The sequence below is a fragment of the Chitinophaga caeni genome, assembly GCF_002557795.1.
Classification (GTDB): Bacteria; Bacteroidota; Bacteroidia; order Chitinophagales; family Chitinophagaceae; genus Chitinophaga; species Chitinophaga caeni.
In genome coordinates, this window is the sequence record NZ_CP023777.1 from 3,679,059 (window position 1) to 3,695,347 (window position 16,289).

Here is a 16,289-nt window from a genome sequence, read left to right on the forward strand (position 1 = left end):
ACTACCTGGTCTTCATAAAAAAATAGAAATGAAGCATACAATTCAATTATTTGCTATTACTACACTCCTCCTCACGATGTGCGCTTGCCAGAAAGAAGGCGATATTGAGGTGGCGCCTCAATATGCAGAATGGACAGTTAAATTAGATTATGCATCCAACCCGGGGGCAGTTTACAAGGTGACTATACAGGATGAGCTAATTACAGACAGCCTAAGTTACGGGGGATCTAAATTGGTAAAGACAACTGCGGTGATAAGACAATCGAATCCACATTTCGAAGTATTTGATATGGCGACCGGGAAATTACTGGCAGATACTACCCTACAATTATTACCAAAAGATGTTGTTACCATTATCCAGTTAAGCGAAGATGAACCCTTGATAATCCAAACTTCCCAAGGTGGTGGTAGCGGTGAAGGTGAAGCGCCGGATTCAAACCTCACAAAAGTTCGCTTTTTATACCAAGCGGATGTATTTCCTGATTCTATTTACGTGGAACTTGTGAGCGCTGACCCCACCGGGTTCGATTATGATTATTCAAAGTTGGAACAGATGCACTTTGATACTATCGGCAAAGTAAAACTCCTAAAGGGTAATGTTAGCGGTTATATAACTTATGATTATAATCGATATAACAGCAAAATGAATTCGTTGGATTTTTACAATATATATGATGCTAAAGACGGCGGGTTAATATTACAGGGTAATGCGCTCAATGACTATTACTCCCCGGAATTTAGCTGCTACGGCGTAATTTGGAACTTGCCGTCCGCAACCGATAAATTTTATGCCTATTATAAATTCATGACACTTAAATTAAATGCCGTGACATACGACGGTGTTGGAACATTTTATAATGACGAGTTCCTGTTCGGTGAGAAATGGTAACTATATGTCTAATAATAAAAAAAAATTATTGTCCGGCTAAATTTTCAATAGAAAAATTATCATCGCCTCAAAAGTTCAATTCAATGTCTACCTGCTCATCTCTTGTATTTTTTTGCTTGCCCAAAAAGTACAAGAAAAGGGCACAAATTTGGCATCACGGCCGCTAATTTGATCGCGATCCAGCTTTTGTGCTGCTCTATGGCTTCGCTATCAACGGTGCGAAGTTCCAAGGTTTTCTTGGCAGGGCTGAAAATGTCATCCTTCGCCAATGTCCTTGACCAGGTAAGGAGTCCGGGTAAACTTAATGCAATTTTAGCCGGACAACAATATAAAAATGAATCATTCCAATGTAGATATCGACTCTTAACAGTCATCATTCTCCACGAACTCAACCGCTGTATTTACAGTGGTTGATTCCCATGATGTATAAATTTTTCATTCGACAACTAAATACTTGGGGACTTTCTAGTCCCTAAAATTTTATTTTTTATGATTAACGGTATAAATTACACTTATAATGCTTTTATATTTGTTCTAACCTAATTTTGGTTGAAACCATAAATTACACGGATGAAAAATTGGATTACCAAGCAATTCATTTATTGCTGTCTCTTTATGTTTATAGGGCTAAATGCCGCCATAGCTCAAGAAAAACCTAATATCATTGTTATTTATGCAGATGACCTGGGTTACGGAGATGTAAGTTGTTACGGTATGCATAGGATCCATACTCCTAATATCGATGCCTTGACCGATAAAGGTGTGAAGTTTACAAATGCATACGCGACATCGGCAACCTGCACCCCTTCCCGCTACGGCATTCTTACAGGAAAATACCCCTGGCGACAAAAAAATACGGGTGTCGCGCCCGGCGATGCATCATTAATTATCCCGACTGATAAGAAAACGATGCCGGCCATGTTGCAAGATGCCGGCTATAAAACCGCTGCCATTGGCAAATGGCACTTAGGTTTAGGAGCGCCCGGCACTACGGTGGATTGGAACACCGAGATAAAACCGGGACCTTTGGAATTAGGATTCGATTATGCATATATAATGCCCGCTACGCTGGATCGCGTTCCCTGCGTGTTCATGGAAAACAGGCATGTGGATCATTTAGATCCAAATGATCCGATCACGGTAAGCTACAAACATAAAGTCGGCAATGATCCTACCGGGAAAGAAAATCCGGAGTTATTAAGGATGCGTACTGATCCCAGGCAAGGGCACGATCAAACAATCGTGGACAGCATCAGCAGGATCGGTTGGATGACCGGTGGAAATAGCGCCCGCTGGAAGGATAAAGATATTGCAGGTATCATTACAGATAAAGCCATACAGTTCATGAAATCGAATAAAGATCAGCCTTTCTTTGTCTATTTCGCAACCGGGGACATCCACGTACCGAGGTACCCGCATAGCCAGTTTCGCGGTAAAAGCGGCATGGGATTGCGTGGGGATGCCATTCTGCAATTGGATTATACGGTAGGTCGATTAATCGCCGCATTAAAAGAATTAAATGTTTATGATAATACACTGATCATCTTCAGTAGTGATAATGGCCCAGTTTTGAATGATGGTTATTTAGACCAGGCAGAAGAATTGTTAGGCAACCATAAACCCGCGGGCCCCCTACGAGGTGGTAAATACAGCGCATTCGAAGCGGGTGCGAGGGTACCGATGATTGTTAAATGGCCGGCGAAGATGAAAAAATCAAAGGTATCTCGTACATTGATTGGTCAAGTTGATTTATATGCTTCCTTGGCTGCATTAACCGGACAAAATATAACAGGTGGAAATGCCCCGGATAGCAAAAATATGCTGGCTCAATTGTTGGGTAATTCGAAGAAAGATCGCCCTGAATTAGTTACGCAAGGTGGCCCATTGTCTTTAATAGAAGGTAATTGGAAATATATCAGTCCATCTAAAGGTAGAAGATTTGCTGAAGCTGTGAAAATTGAATTGGGAAATGATCCGCAACCGCAATTATACCGGATCGATAAAGACGTGCATGAAGAAGTAAACCTGGCGGAAAAATATCCGGATCGTGTTAAAGCGATGCAAGCAAAGTTAGAGGCGATTAAACATAGCCATTAATGCTTTAGGATAAGAGATATCTTCCTTTGAGTAAAAGTGCTTGCTAGTTCGATCCGATTCTTGGAAGTAGGCCGATCCATGGAAGTAGGCCGATTCATGGAAGTTCGAGCTGATTCTTAGACGTTTGCTGATTCTTGGAAATTGGCCGATTGTTGGAAATTGGAGCTGATTGTTTGAAGTTGGAGCCAATTCTTGCTAGTTCGAGCTTCCAAGCTCGGACTCCAGGGAAGAACAACGTTCAACAGAAAGGAAATCGTGTTCGGCAACCTCAGGAATCCAACAAATGGAAGTTTATGCTACTCGTATTGCGCGCTATTTCTTTTTCGAAGCAATAGAAAATGTCTCTGGGGCCGAGCCAGGAAATTGGCCGATTGTTGGAAATTGGAGCTGATTGTTTGAAGTTCGAGCCAATTCTCGCTAGTTCGAGCTTCCAAGCTCGGACTCCAGTGAAGAACAACGTTCAACAGAAAGGAAATCGTGTTCGGCAACCATAGGAATCCAACAAATGGAAGTTTATGCTACTCGTATTGCGCGCTATTTCTTTTTCGTTACCATAGAAAATGTCTTTGAGGCCGAGCCAGGAAATTGGCCGATTGTTGGAAATTGGAGCTGATTGTTTGAAGTTCGAGCCAATTCTCGCTAGTTCGAGCTTCCAAGCTCGGACTCCAGTGAAGAACAACGTTCAACAGAAAGGAAATCGTGTTCGGCAACCATAGGAATCCAACAAATGGAAGTTTATGCTACTCGTATTGCGCGCTATTTCTTTTTCGATACCATAGAAAATGTCTTTGAGGCCGAGCCAGGAAGTTGGCACCGGGAAGAATTTTGGATGTTGAACCAACACAGGTTTTGAACATCAAAATTAGAGCAGGGCAAGTTCCAGCCCTTGCTGCTTTAACTTAGCCGATAGCCCCGCTTCCGATTCTATGGCATCGAAATCAGAATCAAGGTCAATAAATAGAAACTCGATGTTTTTATAAAATCTCTTGTAAATATATTTTTTTATAATCTCTTGTTGTTGGATATCCTTTGGGTCAAAGCCGATGATATAAAAAGGATGTTCCGTATTTACATAAAGTCCTACCCAGGGATTGGCATGAAATTTTGATTCTTTCTTTTGGTAATTTTTAAGAGCTTTCATTAGCTCATTATTTATATCTTTTGAGGGGTGTTTGAAAACATCAGATATTTTGATGATTTCAATACTCCTATTATTAAAACTCTGTTCATCCAGGTTGTCATAAATATCATTTGATATATCAATACCTGCCTTGTTAGATTTGATGGAATCGATCATTTCTGCCGGGCCGAATGGTAGCCCCCACCAACCGAAAATTAAATTATGGAGGTTGTATTTGAAGTTGAACTCCTTGCCTGTTTTGCCCGGTGGTATATAATGAATTGAAGAAATTCTACGGATGCTTCTGAACAGCGGTAATGAAAAATTATAGACGAAAAATACGAACCGTCCACCTGTAGCCCGCTCTTCCATTACCTTTTCATATGTATAATTTTCGGGGATCTTTAAAGTGTAAAGATGTTGTTCCATTTATTTGGTATTTGGGATGTCTATTTGTACTCTAAATATCATTATTGTCCGACTAAATTTTCAACGAAAAAATTATCATCACCTCAAAAGTTCGATTCAATGTTCATCTGCTCGTTTCTTGTACTTTTTTGCTTGCCCAAAAAAGGTACCAAAAAAGGGCACAAATTGGCCATCACGGCCGCCAATTTGATCGCTCGATCCAGCTTTTGTACTACTGTATGACCCAGCTACCGTTCGCTATTAACTATGCGGCGTTCCACGGTTTTGTTGGCGGGGCTGAATAGATCATCCTTCGCTTTTGTCCTTGACCAGCTAAGGAATCCAAGTAAATTTAATGCTATTTTAGTTGGACAACAATGTCTAAATATAATAATAATCCCGTGTTTTCCAAAAGCCGAAAGCTGCCCAATGATATTCCCGGGCAGCTTTCGGAAATGTTTTAATTAGCGGGATTTACTTAATCGTATTTCGCTGTTTTATCCTCAATATAAACATCAGCATCGGCCTTCACTTGAACTTTTATATATACCAATAATTGGGAAGCGCCTGCTTCCAAGCAAACTTCCTGTGCTTTTTTTACAACTTCCATCAACTCGTCATAAGGCCCTTCCATCACGGTTTCGAATGGGCAAACACGGTACTTGTAACCGGAATTATGGATCACTGCAATAGCCTTGTCTACCGTTTCATACACTTTTTCGGAAGGAACTTGCGGCACGATCTGTAAGGCAATATTCACTTGATGTTTCATGATAATAATGTTTCTGTTTGGTTGGGCAAGTTAAGAATATTTGCTTCGGGGTATTATCCTTCGCTCCATTCGTTCGGCAATTCTCTTTGCTTAGGTTCTGATTTTTTCTTGATTTCAATCTCGTACAAGTCCGTGCGGCGGTCTTTTAGGTTCTGTACGCTCCCGAAGGCATGCAATTCTTTTAAGAGTACTAGATCCACATCGGCAATCACGATCATCTCGGTATTAGGTGTCGCATCTGCCTTGGTGCCGTTGACCGGGAATTGAAAATCGGAAGGTGTAAACACGGATGATTGCGCATATTGCAAGTCCATATTATTCACCTTGGGTAAATTACCGACGCATCCTGCAATGGCAACATAACATTCATTCTCAATGGCCCTTGCTTGCGCACAAAACCGTACCCTGTTGTAGCCGTTTTGAGTATCTGTCAGGAATGGTACAAACAAAATTTTCATGCCCTGGTGTGCCAGTATCCGCGACAATTCAGGAAATTCTACATCGTAACAAATCAATATGCCGATCTTGCCGCAGTCAGTATCAAACACTTTAATCTCATCACCGCCCTTCATTCCCCAGGCAGAAACTTCATTTGGTGTTAGGTGGATCTTTTTATAAAAGTCGAAGGTGCCGTCGCGCCTACATAGATAGGAAATATTGTATAACTGTTCATCGATCACGATAGGCATACTCCCGGTAATGATATTAACATTATATGATACGGCGAACTCGCTGAATTTTTGGCGGATGCTTTCCGTATAATTTGCCAATCCCCTCATCGCGCCGGCCTGGTCGAGTTGGTTAAACTCCATCATCAGCGGCGCATTGAACAATTCGGGGAATACGCAGAAATCGGATTCATAATCGCTCACGGCATCTACGAAATATTCGGCTTGTTTCATCAGCTCATCTACCCCCCGGTAAGTTCTCATTTGTAGTTGAACGAGGCCGATCCTCACGGTCGATTTATTCAGCCTGATGGTATCCCGATCATCTTCATAATAAATATTATACCATTGTAATAAAGTTGCGAAGCCATGTGAAGCTTCATCGCTCGGTAGATAGTTTCTCAAGATCTTTTTTACCGTGAAGTCATTCGATATCTGGAATGTTAAGGTCGGGTCATAGATCTCCTTGTAGCGGACTTTATCGATATATTCACGCGGTGTTAGCTTATCAGAATACTTGTCGTAATTGGGGATCCTGCCCCCGGCAACGATGCCCCTGAGATTCAATTGTTCGCATATCACTTTCCTCGCGTCATATAAACGTCTTGCCAATCGCATCCCCCTGTACTCGGGGTGCACGAAAACCTCGATCCCGTACAGTACGTTTCCTTTGGGGTTGTGCGTGCTGAAAGTATAATAACCTGTAATTTCTTCATATGTATGATCATCACCGAATTTATCATAGTCCACTATGATCGACAATGCGCAACCTACTACCTTTCCATTCACGGCAACCGCGATCTGCCCTTCCGGGAACAGTGAGATCAAGCGGCGGATGGTAGGCTCTCTCCAGTAGCTTCCTTGCATATCGCTGTAAGCGCTCAGCATGGATTCTTTCAAATCGAAATAATCTTCTGCTGTTAAATTCCTAATTTCAATTGTATCCGCCATATATAACTATTTTAATACATAGAATGTAACAATATTCGAGCCTAAAAGTTACAGAAATTGCTTTAAGTAATTGCTTTACATAAATTTAAGCTTTCCCTCATAAAATATTCCTGTAATTGAAGGAAAGGAAATACCGGGTTGATCATTAGCCCTGTAAAGGGTGAATAAAAAATACCCCCTGCCTGAATTGCAGAGGGTATTTGTTTAAAGATTAGGACAAGCTAATCAAGCACCATGGAGAAGGATTCCTCTATCCGAGACACACACACCTCCAACCAGGGCGTTAATCTTTTGCCGCTCCGAGTACTTCCTCGATATATACCACCTTCGTATTGGAAGTTCTGAGGAAGCCCTTGCTGGCATCATTTATTTTTAATAATGCTTTCACTTGACGTAACACGAAGAAAGGTAAATGGAACATGGCCTTAAAAATGCCGGCATCCTTGCTCATTACCATCACGATACTGAAAAATGTGATTACAAACGTAAGGATGGCTGCCAACCATGCGAATGCCATTACCGGACTATACCAGATGTTGAACAACATCAGCAAACCTGCTGCTCCCAGCAACATAAATAATGGTGGCCTTAACAGGTTGACACCAAAAAACACCAAGCCCGGCCTGAACTTCTTGATACCTGTCCACACCACCTGCAAGCCATCTTTGATCGAAGCAAAATAGGCATGTATCCAACGGGTTCTTTGTTTTTGTAATTTGCTGCCGTCCTGTATTTTTTCATCGTAAACGATGGCAGCCGGCGCGTAAGCTAATAACGGGATGCTGCTAACCATTGCCGCTTGCATCTTCTTGTCAAAACCGCCCAGGTTTTCGAATGACTTTTTATAGCCATCAAATAGAATTTGCTTGTAAAGCTTTGTTTCTACCGCGATACCTAATCCCCAGATGCAGGAAGAAACGCCGAGTTCCATATGCATCAAACGATCTACGAAATTGCAGTAATGGTTGCCGGAAGCATCCATTTTGGCATATAGGGTGTCCGTATTTTTGGGAAGCATATGTGTTTGAACGGCGCGGTAACCGTGTTGGAAGTATTTATCCAACTCGGCCAGGTAGCCAGGATGTACCAGGTTGTCCGAATCGAAGATGATAAAAGCATCATGTTCCTCATCAAATTGGCTGATCGCTTCCTTGATGGATTTTGTTTTATCGTTGAATGGGATTTCCGGTACGATCAGCTTGATTCTCGGATCTTGTACCGGTAATTGCGGATCTTTAATATTGTCAGCAACAATGTATACTTTAAATTTACTATACTGCTGTTTTAGTAAAGAATCTACCAATGGTGGCACCAGTGTGAAATCGCTGTGCGCTGCTATGATAGCCGCAAAGTTAGTAGCGTCTTTTTTGCTGTAAGCATTTAATATCGGTGCGCTGCTCCACCGGAACAATTTCTTGAAACCGTAAATAATCAAGAGGGCTGTAGGCAGAAGTACATAAAAGGCCACAATAGCCTGTACCGCTATCCAAATAACCCGGAATATAGTTGCAACGATCTCCATCACTTAAAATTATGGTGTTAATGCTGTTTTAGAAACATGCTTACCTGTACCGTTCAGGCCCGATGTGCCCCTTCCCCGGAGAACTGATAAATAAACTTCCTCGACCGCGCGTGTCATGCGCACGAGATTATATTCTTCCAAGGTCGTTTGTACCGCATTTTTTTGCAAGAGGTTCCGGAAATAAATTTCCTGGTGGAGTCTCAGGAACGCGTTAGATAATTGTTCCGGTTTCTGAGGTTCTACCAACCAACCGTTTTCCAAATGCTGTATAATTTCCTTGGATCCATCTACTTCTGTCGCTACAACGGCGGTTCCCATGGCCATGGCTTCCAGCAAACCGATCGGTAAGCCTTCCCACAATGAAGGTAAGCAGTAAATATCCGCGGCATGTAAAATAGCGGGGATGTCGAGGCGGAATGGTTGGAAAATAATCCTGTCGCGAACCTGTAGCTGTTCTGCAAGTTGGATCATTTCCTCTTTTAACTCGCCGTCTCCTACGACTAATAAGCTGATGTTTTCAGTTTCTTTAGCTGCTAAAGCAAAGCCACGGATCAAGGTATAGGGATCTTTTTGGACAGTGATCCTGGCTATATAAGTTACGAGGGTATGCGATTCCGGGATGCCTAATTCGGCGCGAATGTCATGGTATGTACCGTTGGCATCGAATTTTTTAGGGTCGATTCCATTATTTATGACAATGGATTCGAAACCCGGTATGTGTTTCTTTCCCGTAGCTTGGTTGCTAGCCGAAACAGAGATCGTGCGATCGCTGCGCCGGGTAATCCAGCGTTCGCTCCAGGTCCGGAGTTTCTTTTGTAGGAACGGTTGGTCATCGTGAAATGACCAACCGTGGACTGTATAAATAAAGGGCAGACCCGCTTTTTTTGAAGGAATCAATAAATTACTCGCAGCCCTGGAACCGTGGGCATGAACGATTTGGATTGATTCTTGGTCGATCAATTCCTTTACGGCTTTCCATTGTTTCATATCGAAAGGCCTAGTTGACGGTATGACGTAGTTTTTTACGCCCATCTGTTGCAGCCTATCGATCATGGGGCCATCGGTAAATGATAATACAATGGGGTCAAAGATACTTCTGTCGAGCGTTTCCACGAGACCTAGCACGTGGGTTTCCCCACCGCCGATCAATCCTTGGCGGATAGCTTGAAGTACTTTTATTTTGGATGAATGGGTATTCATTATGCTGGTACTGCTGGATTATTGGCAGTGATTTGTTCCCAACCTTGTGGTAATTTTTCGTGAATTTCTATGTTACTAAATTCCTTGCTTTTACGGGCGCCTACTCTTTTAGCCCAATCAGCCATGCGGGTAATACCTTCCTTTAAGCTGATGCCGCTTCCTTGGCCAAATACGCTATGTGCTTTGCTGTGATCGCTGTAGGCATGCATTACCTCGTTACGGGCTTGCAGGTGATTGATCTTCACTTCGGCGTTTAAGGCATCGGAAACCACTGTTGCCAGCTCATTTACCGAGTAAGGTTTATCGGCGCCGATATTGAACACCTGGTTGAAAGCAGCGGGAGTATCCACGGATTTCGCGATCGGTATCGCAACATCATCGATGTAGCTGAATGCACGGGTTTGGGTACCGTCACCGAAGATCGTAAGTGGTAAACCTTGCATGATCTGGTTCATGAAAATGCCGATCACGTTACGGTATTTATCGCCGATGTTTTGATTTTCGCCGTAAACATTATGAGGTCTGAATACTACGTAATTCAAGCCAAACATTTCGTGGGCAGCTTTCAGATCAAGCTCAACCGCATATTTAGAAACCCCGTATGGATCTTCCGGCTGCGGCACCATATCCTCGCGCATAGGCAATTGCCCGGCGCCGTAAACGGCAATGGAAGAAGTGAATACGAAGCATTTCACTTTATGTTTTACGGATTCATTGATAAGGTTGATGCTACCAACGAGGTTGTTATTGTAATTAAACCTACGGATGAAATGGCTCAAGCCTTCCGCGGCATAAGCAGCAAGATGGTACACGTAATCGAATTTGTAGTTGGCGAATAATTCAGCCACCAATACCTCGTCCGTGATGCTACCTTTTATAAAAATAGCGCCTTCGGGGATATGATCTTCAAAACCACCGCTAAGGTCATCCAATACAACAACCCTGTGTTGCATGTCCAAACAATGTTTCACTACGTGAGAACCGATAAAACCGGCGCCCCCGGTTACTAGAGATGTAATCATGTTACAATTTTTTTACGATACGGGTGAATAACTAGAGGTGGTCAAGTTCCAGAACGTACCCCTCAAAAACGATTTCAAATGTTGGAATTGTCCTTTCAGCGTGTACTTCAATACACCTTTCGGAAAAGTGAGAAAGGTGAAGAATAACGTAAACGCTACCAATTGTCCGGCAGATGTATTCCTGCGCATATATAGAATCCTGTTGCGGGTGTGGAAATACACTTTTAGGGCGCTTTCCTTTCCCATCGTGATAGATTCCTTGTGATAAATCAATGCATCTGCTACGTACATTATTTTGAAGCCTGCCTTAATGATGCGGGCGCTCCAATCACTTTCTTCGTAATAGATAAAAAACTTATCGGCAAACATGCCCACCTTGTCAATCACTTCCCTTTTTACCAGCATAGCTGCACCATGGGCGCAGCAAGTAAAGCGGGATTCATTATATTGCCCGTTGTCTACTTCCTTACTACCGATGGCGGATTGCCTACCGGTAAATAGGTTCATCGGGTTAAACCCGGCATACTGGATCGTGTCGGGTTGATGGAAATACCGGATCTTCGGGCAGGTAACCCCTACTTCGGGGTTACTGAAGAAGGGTTCTAGCAAGCGATCCAATAGATCGGGCGTTACTTCTGTATCATTATTAACAATGAATAAGTAATCACCTTTTGCATGGCGCATGCCAAGGTTATTCCCCCCGGTAAAACCGAGGTTCTCCGGGCTCACAATTACTTTCACATTCGGGTAGTTTCCGGCTTCTATTTGTGCAGTAGGGTTCACTTTAGAGCCATTGTCTACCACGATTGTTTCAAAATTGAGGTATTTTAAATGTTTCGTAGATTCCAAAAACTCGCAGGTCACATCGGTTTGATTAAAATTTAACGTTACCAAGGAGACCAACGGTTTCGCGTTATTAGTTGTCATCTTAACTACTTGTATCCGGTTTTATATTATACGCCTTGATGGCGATCTTAAACATTATCTTTTTGGATGAGTGCCGTAGGGGTATTAGCCAAGATCCACATATCGTAAAAGAAGGAGGTTTTTTCGGCGTAATTTATATCCAGGCTGATTCTTTCGTCTACACTCATATCTTTTTTACCACGTTTCTTGATTTGCCATAACCCGGTAATCCCGGCAGGAGCAATAAACCTACCCGCGTGCTGATCGGTAGTAAGGCTGGCTGCTTCATATAATGGCAGCGGCCTGTTGCCTACCAGGCTCATATCGCCTAATAATACGTTCAGTAATTGCGGTAGTTCATCGATGCTGCTATTTCTTAAGAAAGCGCCTAGGCGGGTAACCCTTGGGTCATTACTAAGCTTGAAGAATACCGGACCCTGTTGGTTGACATCATATTGGTTCATATGGCTCAGCTCATTCACTTTCTTATCGGCATCCGCGCACATGGTTCTGAATTTGTAAAAGTTAAAAACCTTGTAGCGGTTACCTGCACGATGCGAGATGTAAAACACAGGGCCCTTGGATTCTAATTTGATCAAGGCAGCTATGATGAGAAAAAATGGTAACGTGATCAGTAATAAAATGCCGCTCACGGCGATATCGAAAGCCCGCTTGGCCAAGTAATTCAGCGTGATGGCGGGTCGCTTATAATTTTTACCCGGGGCATCTTCGAGCTTGCTGGACATGATCCTGAATTTCCGGGCAAACTGGAGTTTAGCTGAAAATTCAGAAGGACTAGTTTGAGAGGTAATGACATCGTCGATCCCACCTAGTTTTGCATAGGCAGTTTTCTGATCGGGAGTTAACTGGTCCGAATACACGAAAAGCGGTATCCGCTTGTAATGCTTGTGACTTTGCAGTAGCTGCAACAAATCCTGCAATAACTGGGTTCCACCAGAAATATTGCAGATAATAAAAGTAGGGGTAAGGTTGTTATGCAACCTGTTTTTCAAAATTCTCTTCGCAACTTGCAAAGAGGTAGCCGTAACCATCTCTTCTTCTTGTGTTAAGAAAAGGTGGGATTGCGGGATTCCATGCCCGACAAACAGGGCGAACCTTTCCAAGCAATCGGACGGTAGCGAAATGACCGCTGCGACCGATTTCTTTCCAAGGTCTTGTAGGTGTAGTGGTTCGTTAAAAATCATAAACAAACATGGGGCTTTACAATTATGAAATAAAGTTCCTGCATGCTTAACTTGCAATGGATGCCGCTACCGGTTGTAGCGTAATGTATTTTGCTACCGATTCCATGAGTTTCATGGGATCGAAAGGTTTCCTTGTATATTCAGCGATTTTGTCGATCATACCCAGCTCGTGCAACCTGCTATCTTCAGCCCCGGACAGAACAATAACCGGGATGCTTTCATATAACGCATTGCCTTGTAGGTATTCGATCAATTCCCAGCCATCGATGTTAGGCATCTGGATATCTGTTACGATCAAGTCGGGCCTATTCCCTTTTTGCAACCACATCATGGCGGTGAGGCCATCAGGTGCGGAATATACCTTGTATTGTTTGCCTAAAATGGATTCTAGCAAAAATCTAATTGGGGCACTATCATCAATGACTAATATTGTCTTTTTCATTTTTGGTATTTTCAAACTAATAAAAAACGTTCAGATCCGGGATTAGTAGTGTGATTGGTATCTAGTCAATTGGCAATACTTACACAAACACTAATCTTTTTCCGGTTCTCCATTGGATACAGGCCATATTTTAAAGGATGGCTACCAGTTAATTCAAATGCTCACTTTAAAAAGTTGCACCGCTGATTAACATGTTTTTTACTAGGTTTCTAATAGGGTCTAATTGGCAAAATTACTCGTAGGTCTTTGTAAGGAAGTGGTTGATAGAAATGAATGGTTATTTAATTATGAGGGTAAAATTATTAATAATTTACAAACATTGCAAATGTTGCAAAAAAATAAATTACCCGCTTCAATGAACTAAACAAGGCTGTTGAAACATTCAAATTTCCCGCCTTGGTACCCCAAAAGTATAATAACTGCTTTTTTTTAATATATCTAAATTGGTAAATGGGCGTTTTTTTCTCGTGAATGGCTTAAAATCCCAAGTGAATGATTTGAAATGTTTCTTTGCCGCAGCCAATATTTTCGAAAATCATCTTTTTTGTTATTATTTTGCCCCCGAATTCATGACAACCCCGGCCTAACCATGATAATATATTATATACTCTTTTTCCTGGGCTTATTTATTATTATATACAACTACGTTGGATATGGTATCCTGTTATGGTGCTCCGTGAAAATAAAACGCTTGTTCTCCCGCGCCCCGCGGGAAGATGCAAGCCATGAGCCTACTGTTAGCCTGGTCGTGGCAGCATATAACGAGGCCGGTATTCTCCACGCTAAAATCAGAAATACGCTGGAGCTCGATTACCCTGCCGATAAATTGCAGGTGATATTTATTACGGACGGTTCTACGGATGAATCCCCCGCAATCTTATCGAGTTGCCCGCGGATTCTCGGGATGCACCTTCCCGAACGCAATGGGAAAACAGCTGCGCTCAACCGCGCTATTACCGCTGCCACCGGCGATGTATTAATATTCTGTGATGCAAATACATTTTTAAACAGGGTTGCAGTAAGGGAAATTGTAAAACATTATGCTGATCCGGCTACTGGCGGCGTTGCAGGTGAGAAAAGGGTGATTACTGCCGGGGAGGTTAATAATGCCGCCGCGACGGAAGGTATTTATTGGAAATATGAATCCCTGCTAAAAAAGTGGGATGCAGAATTATACTCCGTAGTGGGTGCAGCCGGTGAATTATTTTCCGTTCGTAAAGAGCTGTATGAAACGGTTCCCGCTAACGTCGTGCTGGATGATTTCGTGATTTCACTGCGTGTTAACCTGAAAGGTTACCGCGTGGCTTATGCCCCCGGCGCCTACGCCATGGAGACGCCATCCGATAATATTACTGAGGAGCATAAGCGTAAAGTCAGGATCTGCGCGGGTGCTTTTCAAGCCATGGGTATGCTAGGCGGGCTGTGGAAATTTTGGAAATTCCCATTGCTGACCTTCCAATATGTTTCCCACAGGGTTCTGCGTTGGACGATCACACCCTTGAGTTTAATTGTTTTATTGGTTTCGAATATAGTCATTGTATGGCAAGATGACCACTGGTTTTATCGCTTGGTATTATTAGCTCAAGGGGCATTTTACTTATTGGCTACGGTGGGGTATTTCTTAGCGCAACGGAAGGTTAAATCCACCCTATTTTATATCCCGTATTATTTTTTATTTATGAATATCGCGGTGTTCCAGGGGTTTGCACGGTTTATGAAAAAATCGCAACCGGCATCCTGGGAGCGTTCCAAGAGGCAGGAAACGGACCTGGTTATGAATGAAGCGATTTCGACTAAAAATTGATATAACAATTAAATACTTATTTTTGCAAAAAAAGCGATAAAGTATTTGCTGAATATTCATCCAAAAAATCTCTAAACATAGGTATGGCAAGCATTGACGGTGCAATTCCATTAGAACAAGGAGCGATGAAAAGTGCGGCTAAGCAGGCACAGTACCTTGAATATATCAATAATTTCAGGGGCTTCGTGATCCTGCTGGTGGTAGGTATCCATATATTACTGGAATGGCCCGCCGGCTCAAAAACACACTTGGTAATGGATATCATTTTCCAGGATTGCACTATTATGTTCGTGTTCATGTCGGGCTTTCTCTTCCAGCACCTAGCTTTCAAATTTGAATACAGGACTTACCTGCGGAAGAAATTCCAAAATGTAATTTTACCTTACTTTATCATTTCGATCCCGATTCTCTGCTACAGGTTATATCTTAACGATATTCCCGGCATCGTGACGGCAGTACACCCGGATTTCGCATCCTGGTCCAAGGGGGAACAGCTGATTTATTATATTACCCGTGGAGCGCATATGCCACAGTTGTGGTTTATCCCGGTTATTGCTATTTATTATTTATTGGCCCCGGTTTTAATCAACATCGATCGCCGGCCCAAATTGTATTTTATAGTATTCCCGGCGCTGGTGGCTTTGTCAATCTATATCCAGCGGGGAGAAAACCTGAGTGATACCCCGAGAACGGCCACCTACTTTCTATCGGCCTACATGTTCGGTATGATCATGAGCCGTTACAGGGATCAGTACTTAGTATTTGCCCGCAAATATTGGATTTTGCTGACAGCCGTTATTTTGATTGCAGCATGGGCTTGTTATCATTTCAAGATAATTCACGGGCCATTCATGTACTTGCAAAAGATGTACAGTTGCGCGTTTTTCTTACTCCTGTTCTGGAAATTGGCCGATCGGGCTCCAAAGTATTTGTCGACCTTGGCTGCCTATAGCTTCGCAATATACTTCCTGCATTATTATTACGTGTTGATCGTGCGGATCCTGGGAGAGAAACTTACGGGTGGCCCGATCCCCGGAAATTTACTGAATTGGTTGATCTGTTTTATCGCGGTAATGGTTTGCACCGTACTAACGATCATGATAATTAAAAAGCTCACGGGTAAAAATAGCCGTATGTTGATCGGATCATAAATAAATACGCCGCTATTTTGATTTTTAAGTATATAGTATTGAATATGAATTGTTTATATTAATAACTAATATATTTAGATACTTGTTTCAACAGGTTTTTCCGGGCTGCTGAGATTTTGCGGTTACGACGTA

13 protein-coding genes are annotated in these 16,289 nt (G+C 42.5%); 4 read left to right on the plus strand and 9 right to left on the minus strand.

Features of this window, described 5'->3' with window-relative positions; all coding sequences use genetic code 11:
* The first annotated feature begins 28 nt into the window (after positions 1–28).
* Together COR50_RS15410 and COR50_RS15420 are read left to right on the plus strand one after the other, a co-directional pair.
* The gene (locus COR50_RS15410; protein WP_098194812.1) at positions 29–889 is read left to right on the plus strand and encodes a hypothetical protein; all 861 of its coding nucleotides are present in this window, start codon (positions 29–31) and stop codon (positions 887–889) included.
* A gap of 570 nt (positions 890–1,459) precedes the next feature.
* A complete protein-coding gene (locus tag COR50_RS15420) occupies positions 1,460–2,986 on the plus strand; it encodes a sulfatase family protein (RefSeq protein ID WP_232516182.1) in 1,527 nt (508 codons plus the stop codon).
* An 862-nt stretch (positions 2,987–3,848) separates the two neighbouring features.
* Here COR50_RS15420 and COR50_RS15430 read toward each other — a convergent pair.
* The 9 genes from COR50_RS15430 to COR50_RS15470 all read right to left on the minus strand — a co-directional run bounded on the left by COR50_RS15430 (position 3,849) and on the right by COR50_RS15470 (position 13,202).
* Positions 3,849–4,535, minus strand: a complete 687-nt coding sequence (locus COR50_RS15430; protein ID WP_098194815.1) for a hypothetical protein — start codon at positions 4,533–4,535, stop codon at positions 3,849–3,851.
* Positions 4,536–4,992: 457 nt separating this feature from the next.
* On the minus strand, positions 4,993–5,286 hold the full coding sequence (locus COR50_RS15435) for a thiamine-binding protein (protein ID WP_098194816.1): 294 nt from the start codon (positions 5,284–5,286) through the stop codon (positions 4,993–4,995).
* Between the two features lie 53 nt (positions 5,287–5,339).
* Complete coding sequence (locus COR50_RS15440; protein ID WP_098194817.1) at positions 5,340–6,905, minus strand: bifunctional GNAT family N-acetyltransferase/carbon-nitrogen hydrolase family protein; 1,566 nt, start codon at positions 6,903–6,905, stop codon at positions 5,340–5,342.
* A gap of 283 nt (positions 6,906–7,188) precedes the next feature.
* On the minus strand, positions 7,189–8,427 hold the full coding sequence (locus COR50_RS15445; protein WP_098194818.1) for a glycosyltransferase family 2 protein: 1,239 nt from the start codon (positions 8,425–8,427) through the stop codon (positions 7,189–7,191).
* A 9-nt stretch (positions 8,428–8,436) separates the two neighbouring features.
* Entirely contained in the window at positions 8,437–9,627 is a 1,191-nt protein-coding gene (locus COR50_RS15450; RefSeq protein ID WP_098194819.1) for a glycosyltransferase, read from the minus strand.
* Positions 9,627–10,649 carry an NAD-dependent epimerase/dehydratase family protein gene (locus tag COR50_RS15455; protein ID WP_098194820.1) on the minus strand — a complete coding sequence of 341 codons (1,023 nt, stop codon included), beginning with the start codon at positions 10,647–10,649 and terminating at the stop codon, positions 9,627–9,629. The genes COR50_RS15450 and COR50_RS15455 overlap by 1 nt, the downstream gene beginning before the upstream one ends.
* 12 nt (positions 10,650–10,661) lie before the next feature.
* A complete protein-coding gene (locus COR50_RS15460; protein WP_098194821.1) occupies positions 10,662–11,576 on the minus strand; it encodes a glycosyltransferase family 2 protein in 915 nt (304 codons plus the stop codon).
* A gap of 47 nt (positions 11,577–11,623) precedes the next feature.
* Complete coding sequence (locus tag COR50_RS15465) at positions 11,624–12,760, minus strand: sugar transferase (protein ID WP_232516183.1); 1,137 nt, start codon at positions 12,758–12,760, stop codon at positions 11,624–11,626.
* Between the two features lie 46 nt (positions 12,761–12,806).
* Entirely contained in the window at positions 12,807–13,202 is a 396-nt protein-coding gene (locus tag COR50_RS15470; protein ID WP_098194822.1) for a response regulator, read from the minus strand.
* Positions 13,203–13,791: 589 nt separating this feature from the next.
* On the opposite strand from COR50_RS15470, the gene COR50_RS15475 reads away from it, so the two are divergent.
* Positions 13,792–15,006 (plus strand): glycosyltransferase family 2 protein, encoded by a 1,215-nt coding sequence (locus tag COR50_RS15475; protein WP_098194823.1) that lies wholly within the window; start codon positions 13,792–13,794, stop codon positions 15,004–15,006.
* Positions 15,007–15,089: 83 nt separating this feature from the next.
* Positions 15,090–16,157, plus strand: coding sequence for an acyltransferase family protein (locus COR50_RS15480; RefSeq protein ID WP_098194824.1), 1,068 nt, complete (start codon positions 15,090–15,092; stop codon positions 16,155–16,157).
* Positions 16,158–16,289: the final 132 nt, after the last annotated feature.

Bases quoted from the DNA above. Each gene is read 5' to 3' on its own strand.
- COR50_RS15410 (WP_098194812.1), top strand. From the start codon at position 29: ATGAAGCATACAATTCAATTATTTGCTATTACTACACTCCTCCTCACG.
- COR50_RS15430 (WP_098194815.1), bottom strand. From the start codon at position 4,535: ATGGAACAACATCTTTACACTTTAAAGATCCCCGAAAATTATACATAT.
- COR50_RS15445 (WP_098194818.1), bottom strand. From the start codon at position 8,427: ATGGAGATCGTTGCAACTATATTCCGGGTTATTTGGATAGCGGTACAG.
- COR50_RS15475 (WP_098194823.1), top strand. From the start codon at position 13,792: ATGATAATATATTATATACTCTTTTTCCTGGGCTTATTTATTATTATA.
- COR50_RS15435 (WP_098194816.1), bottom strand. From the start codon at position 5,286: ATGAAACATCAAGTGAATATTGCCTTACAGATCGTGCCGCAAGTTCCT.
- COR50_RS15455 (WP_098194820.1), bottom strand. From the start codon at position 10,649: ATGATTACATCTCTAGTAACCGGGGGCGCCGGTTTTATCGGTTCTCAC.
- COR50_RS15470 (WP_098194822.1), bottom strand. From the start codon at position 13,202: ATGAAAAAGACAATATTAGTCATTGATGATAGTGCCCCAATTAGATTT.
- COR50_RS15420 (WP_232516182.1), top strand. From the start codon at position 1,460: ATGAAAAATTGGATTACCAAGCAATTCATTTATTGCTGTCTCTTTATG.
- COR50_RS15465 (WP_232516183.1), bottom strand. From the start codon at position 12,760: ATGATTTTTAACGAACCACTACACCTACAAGACCTTGGAAAGAAATCG.
- COR50_RS15450 (WP_098194819.1), bottom strand. From the start codon at position 9,627: ATGAATACCCATTCATCCAAAATAAAAGTACTTCAAGCTATCCGCCAA.
- COR50_RS15480 (WP_098194824.1), top strand. From the start codon at position 15,090: ATGGCAAGCATTGACGGTGCAATTCCATTAGAACAAGGAGCGATGAAA.
- COR50_RS15440 (WP_098194817.1), bottom strand. From the start codon at position 6,905: ATGGCGGATACAATTGAAATTAGGAATTTAACAGCAGAAGATTATTTC.
- COR50_RS15460 (WP_098194821.1), bottom strand. From the start codon at position 11,576: ATGACAACTAATAACGCGAAACCGTTGGTCTCCTTGGTAACGTTAAAT.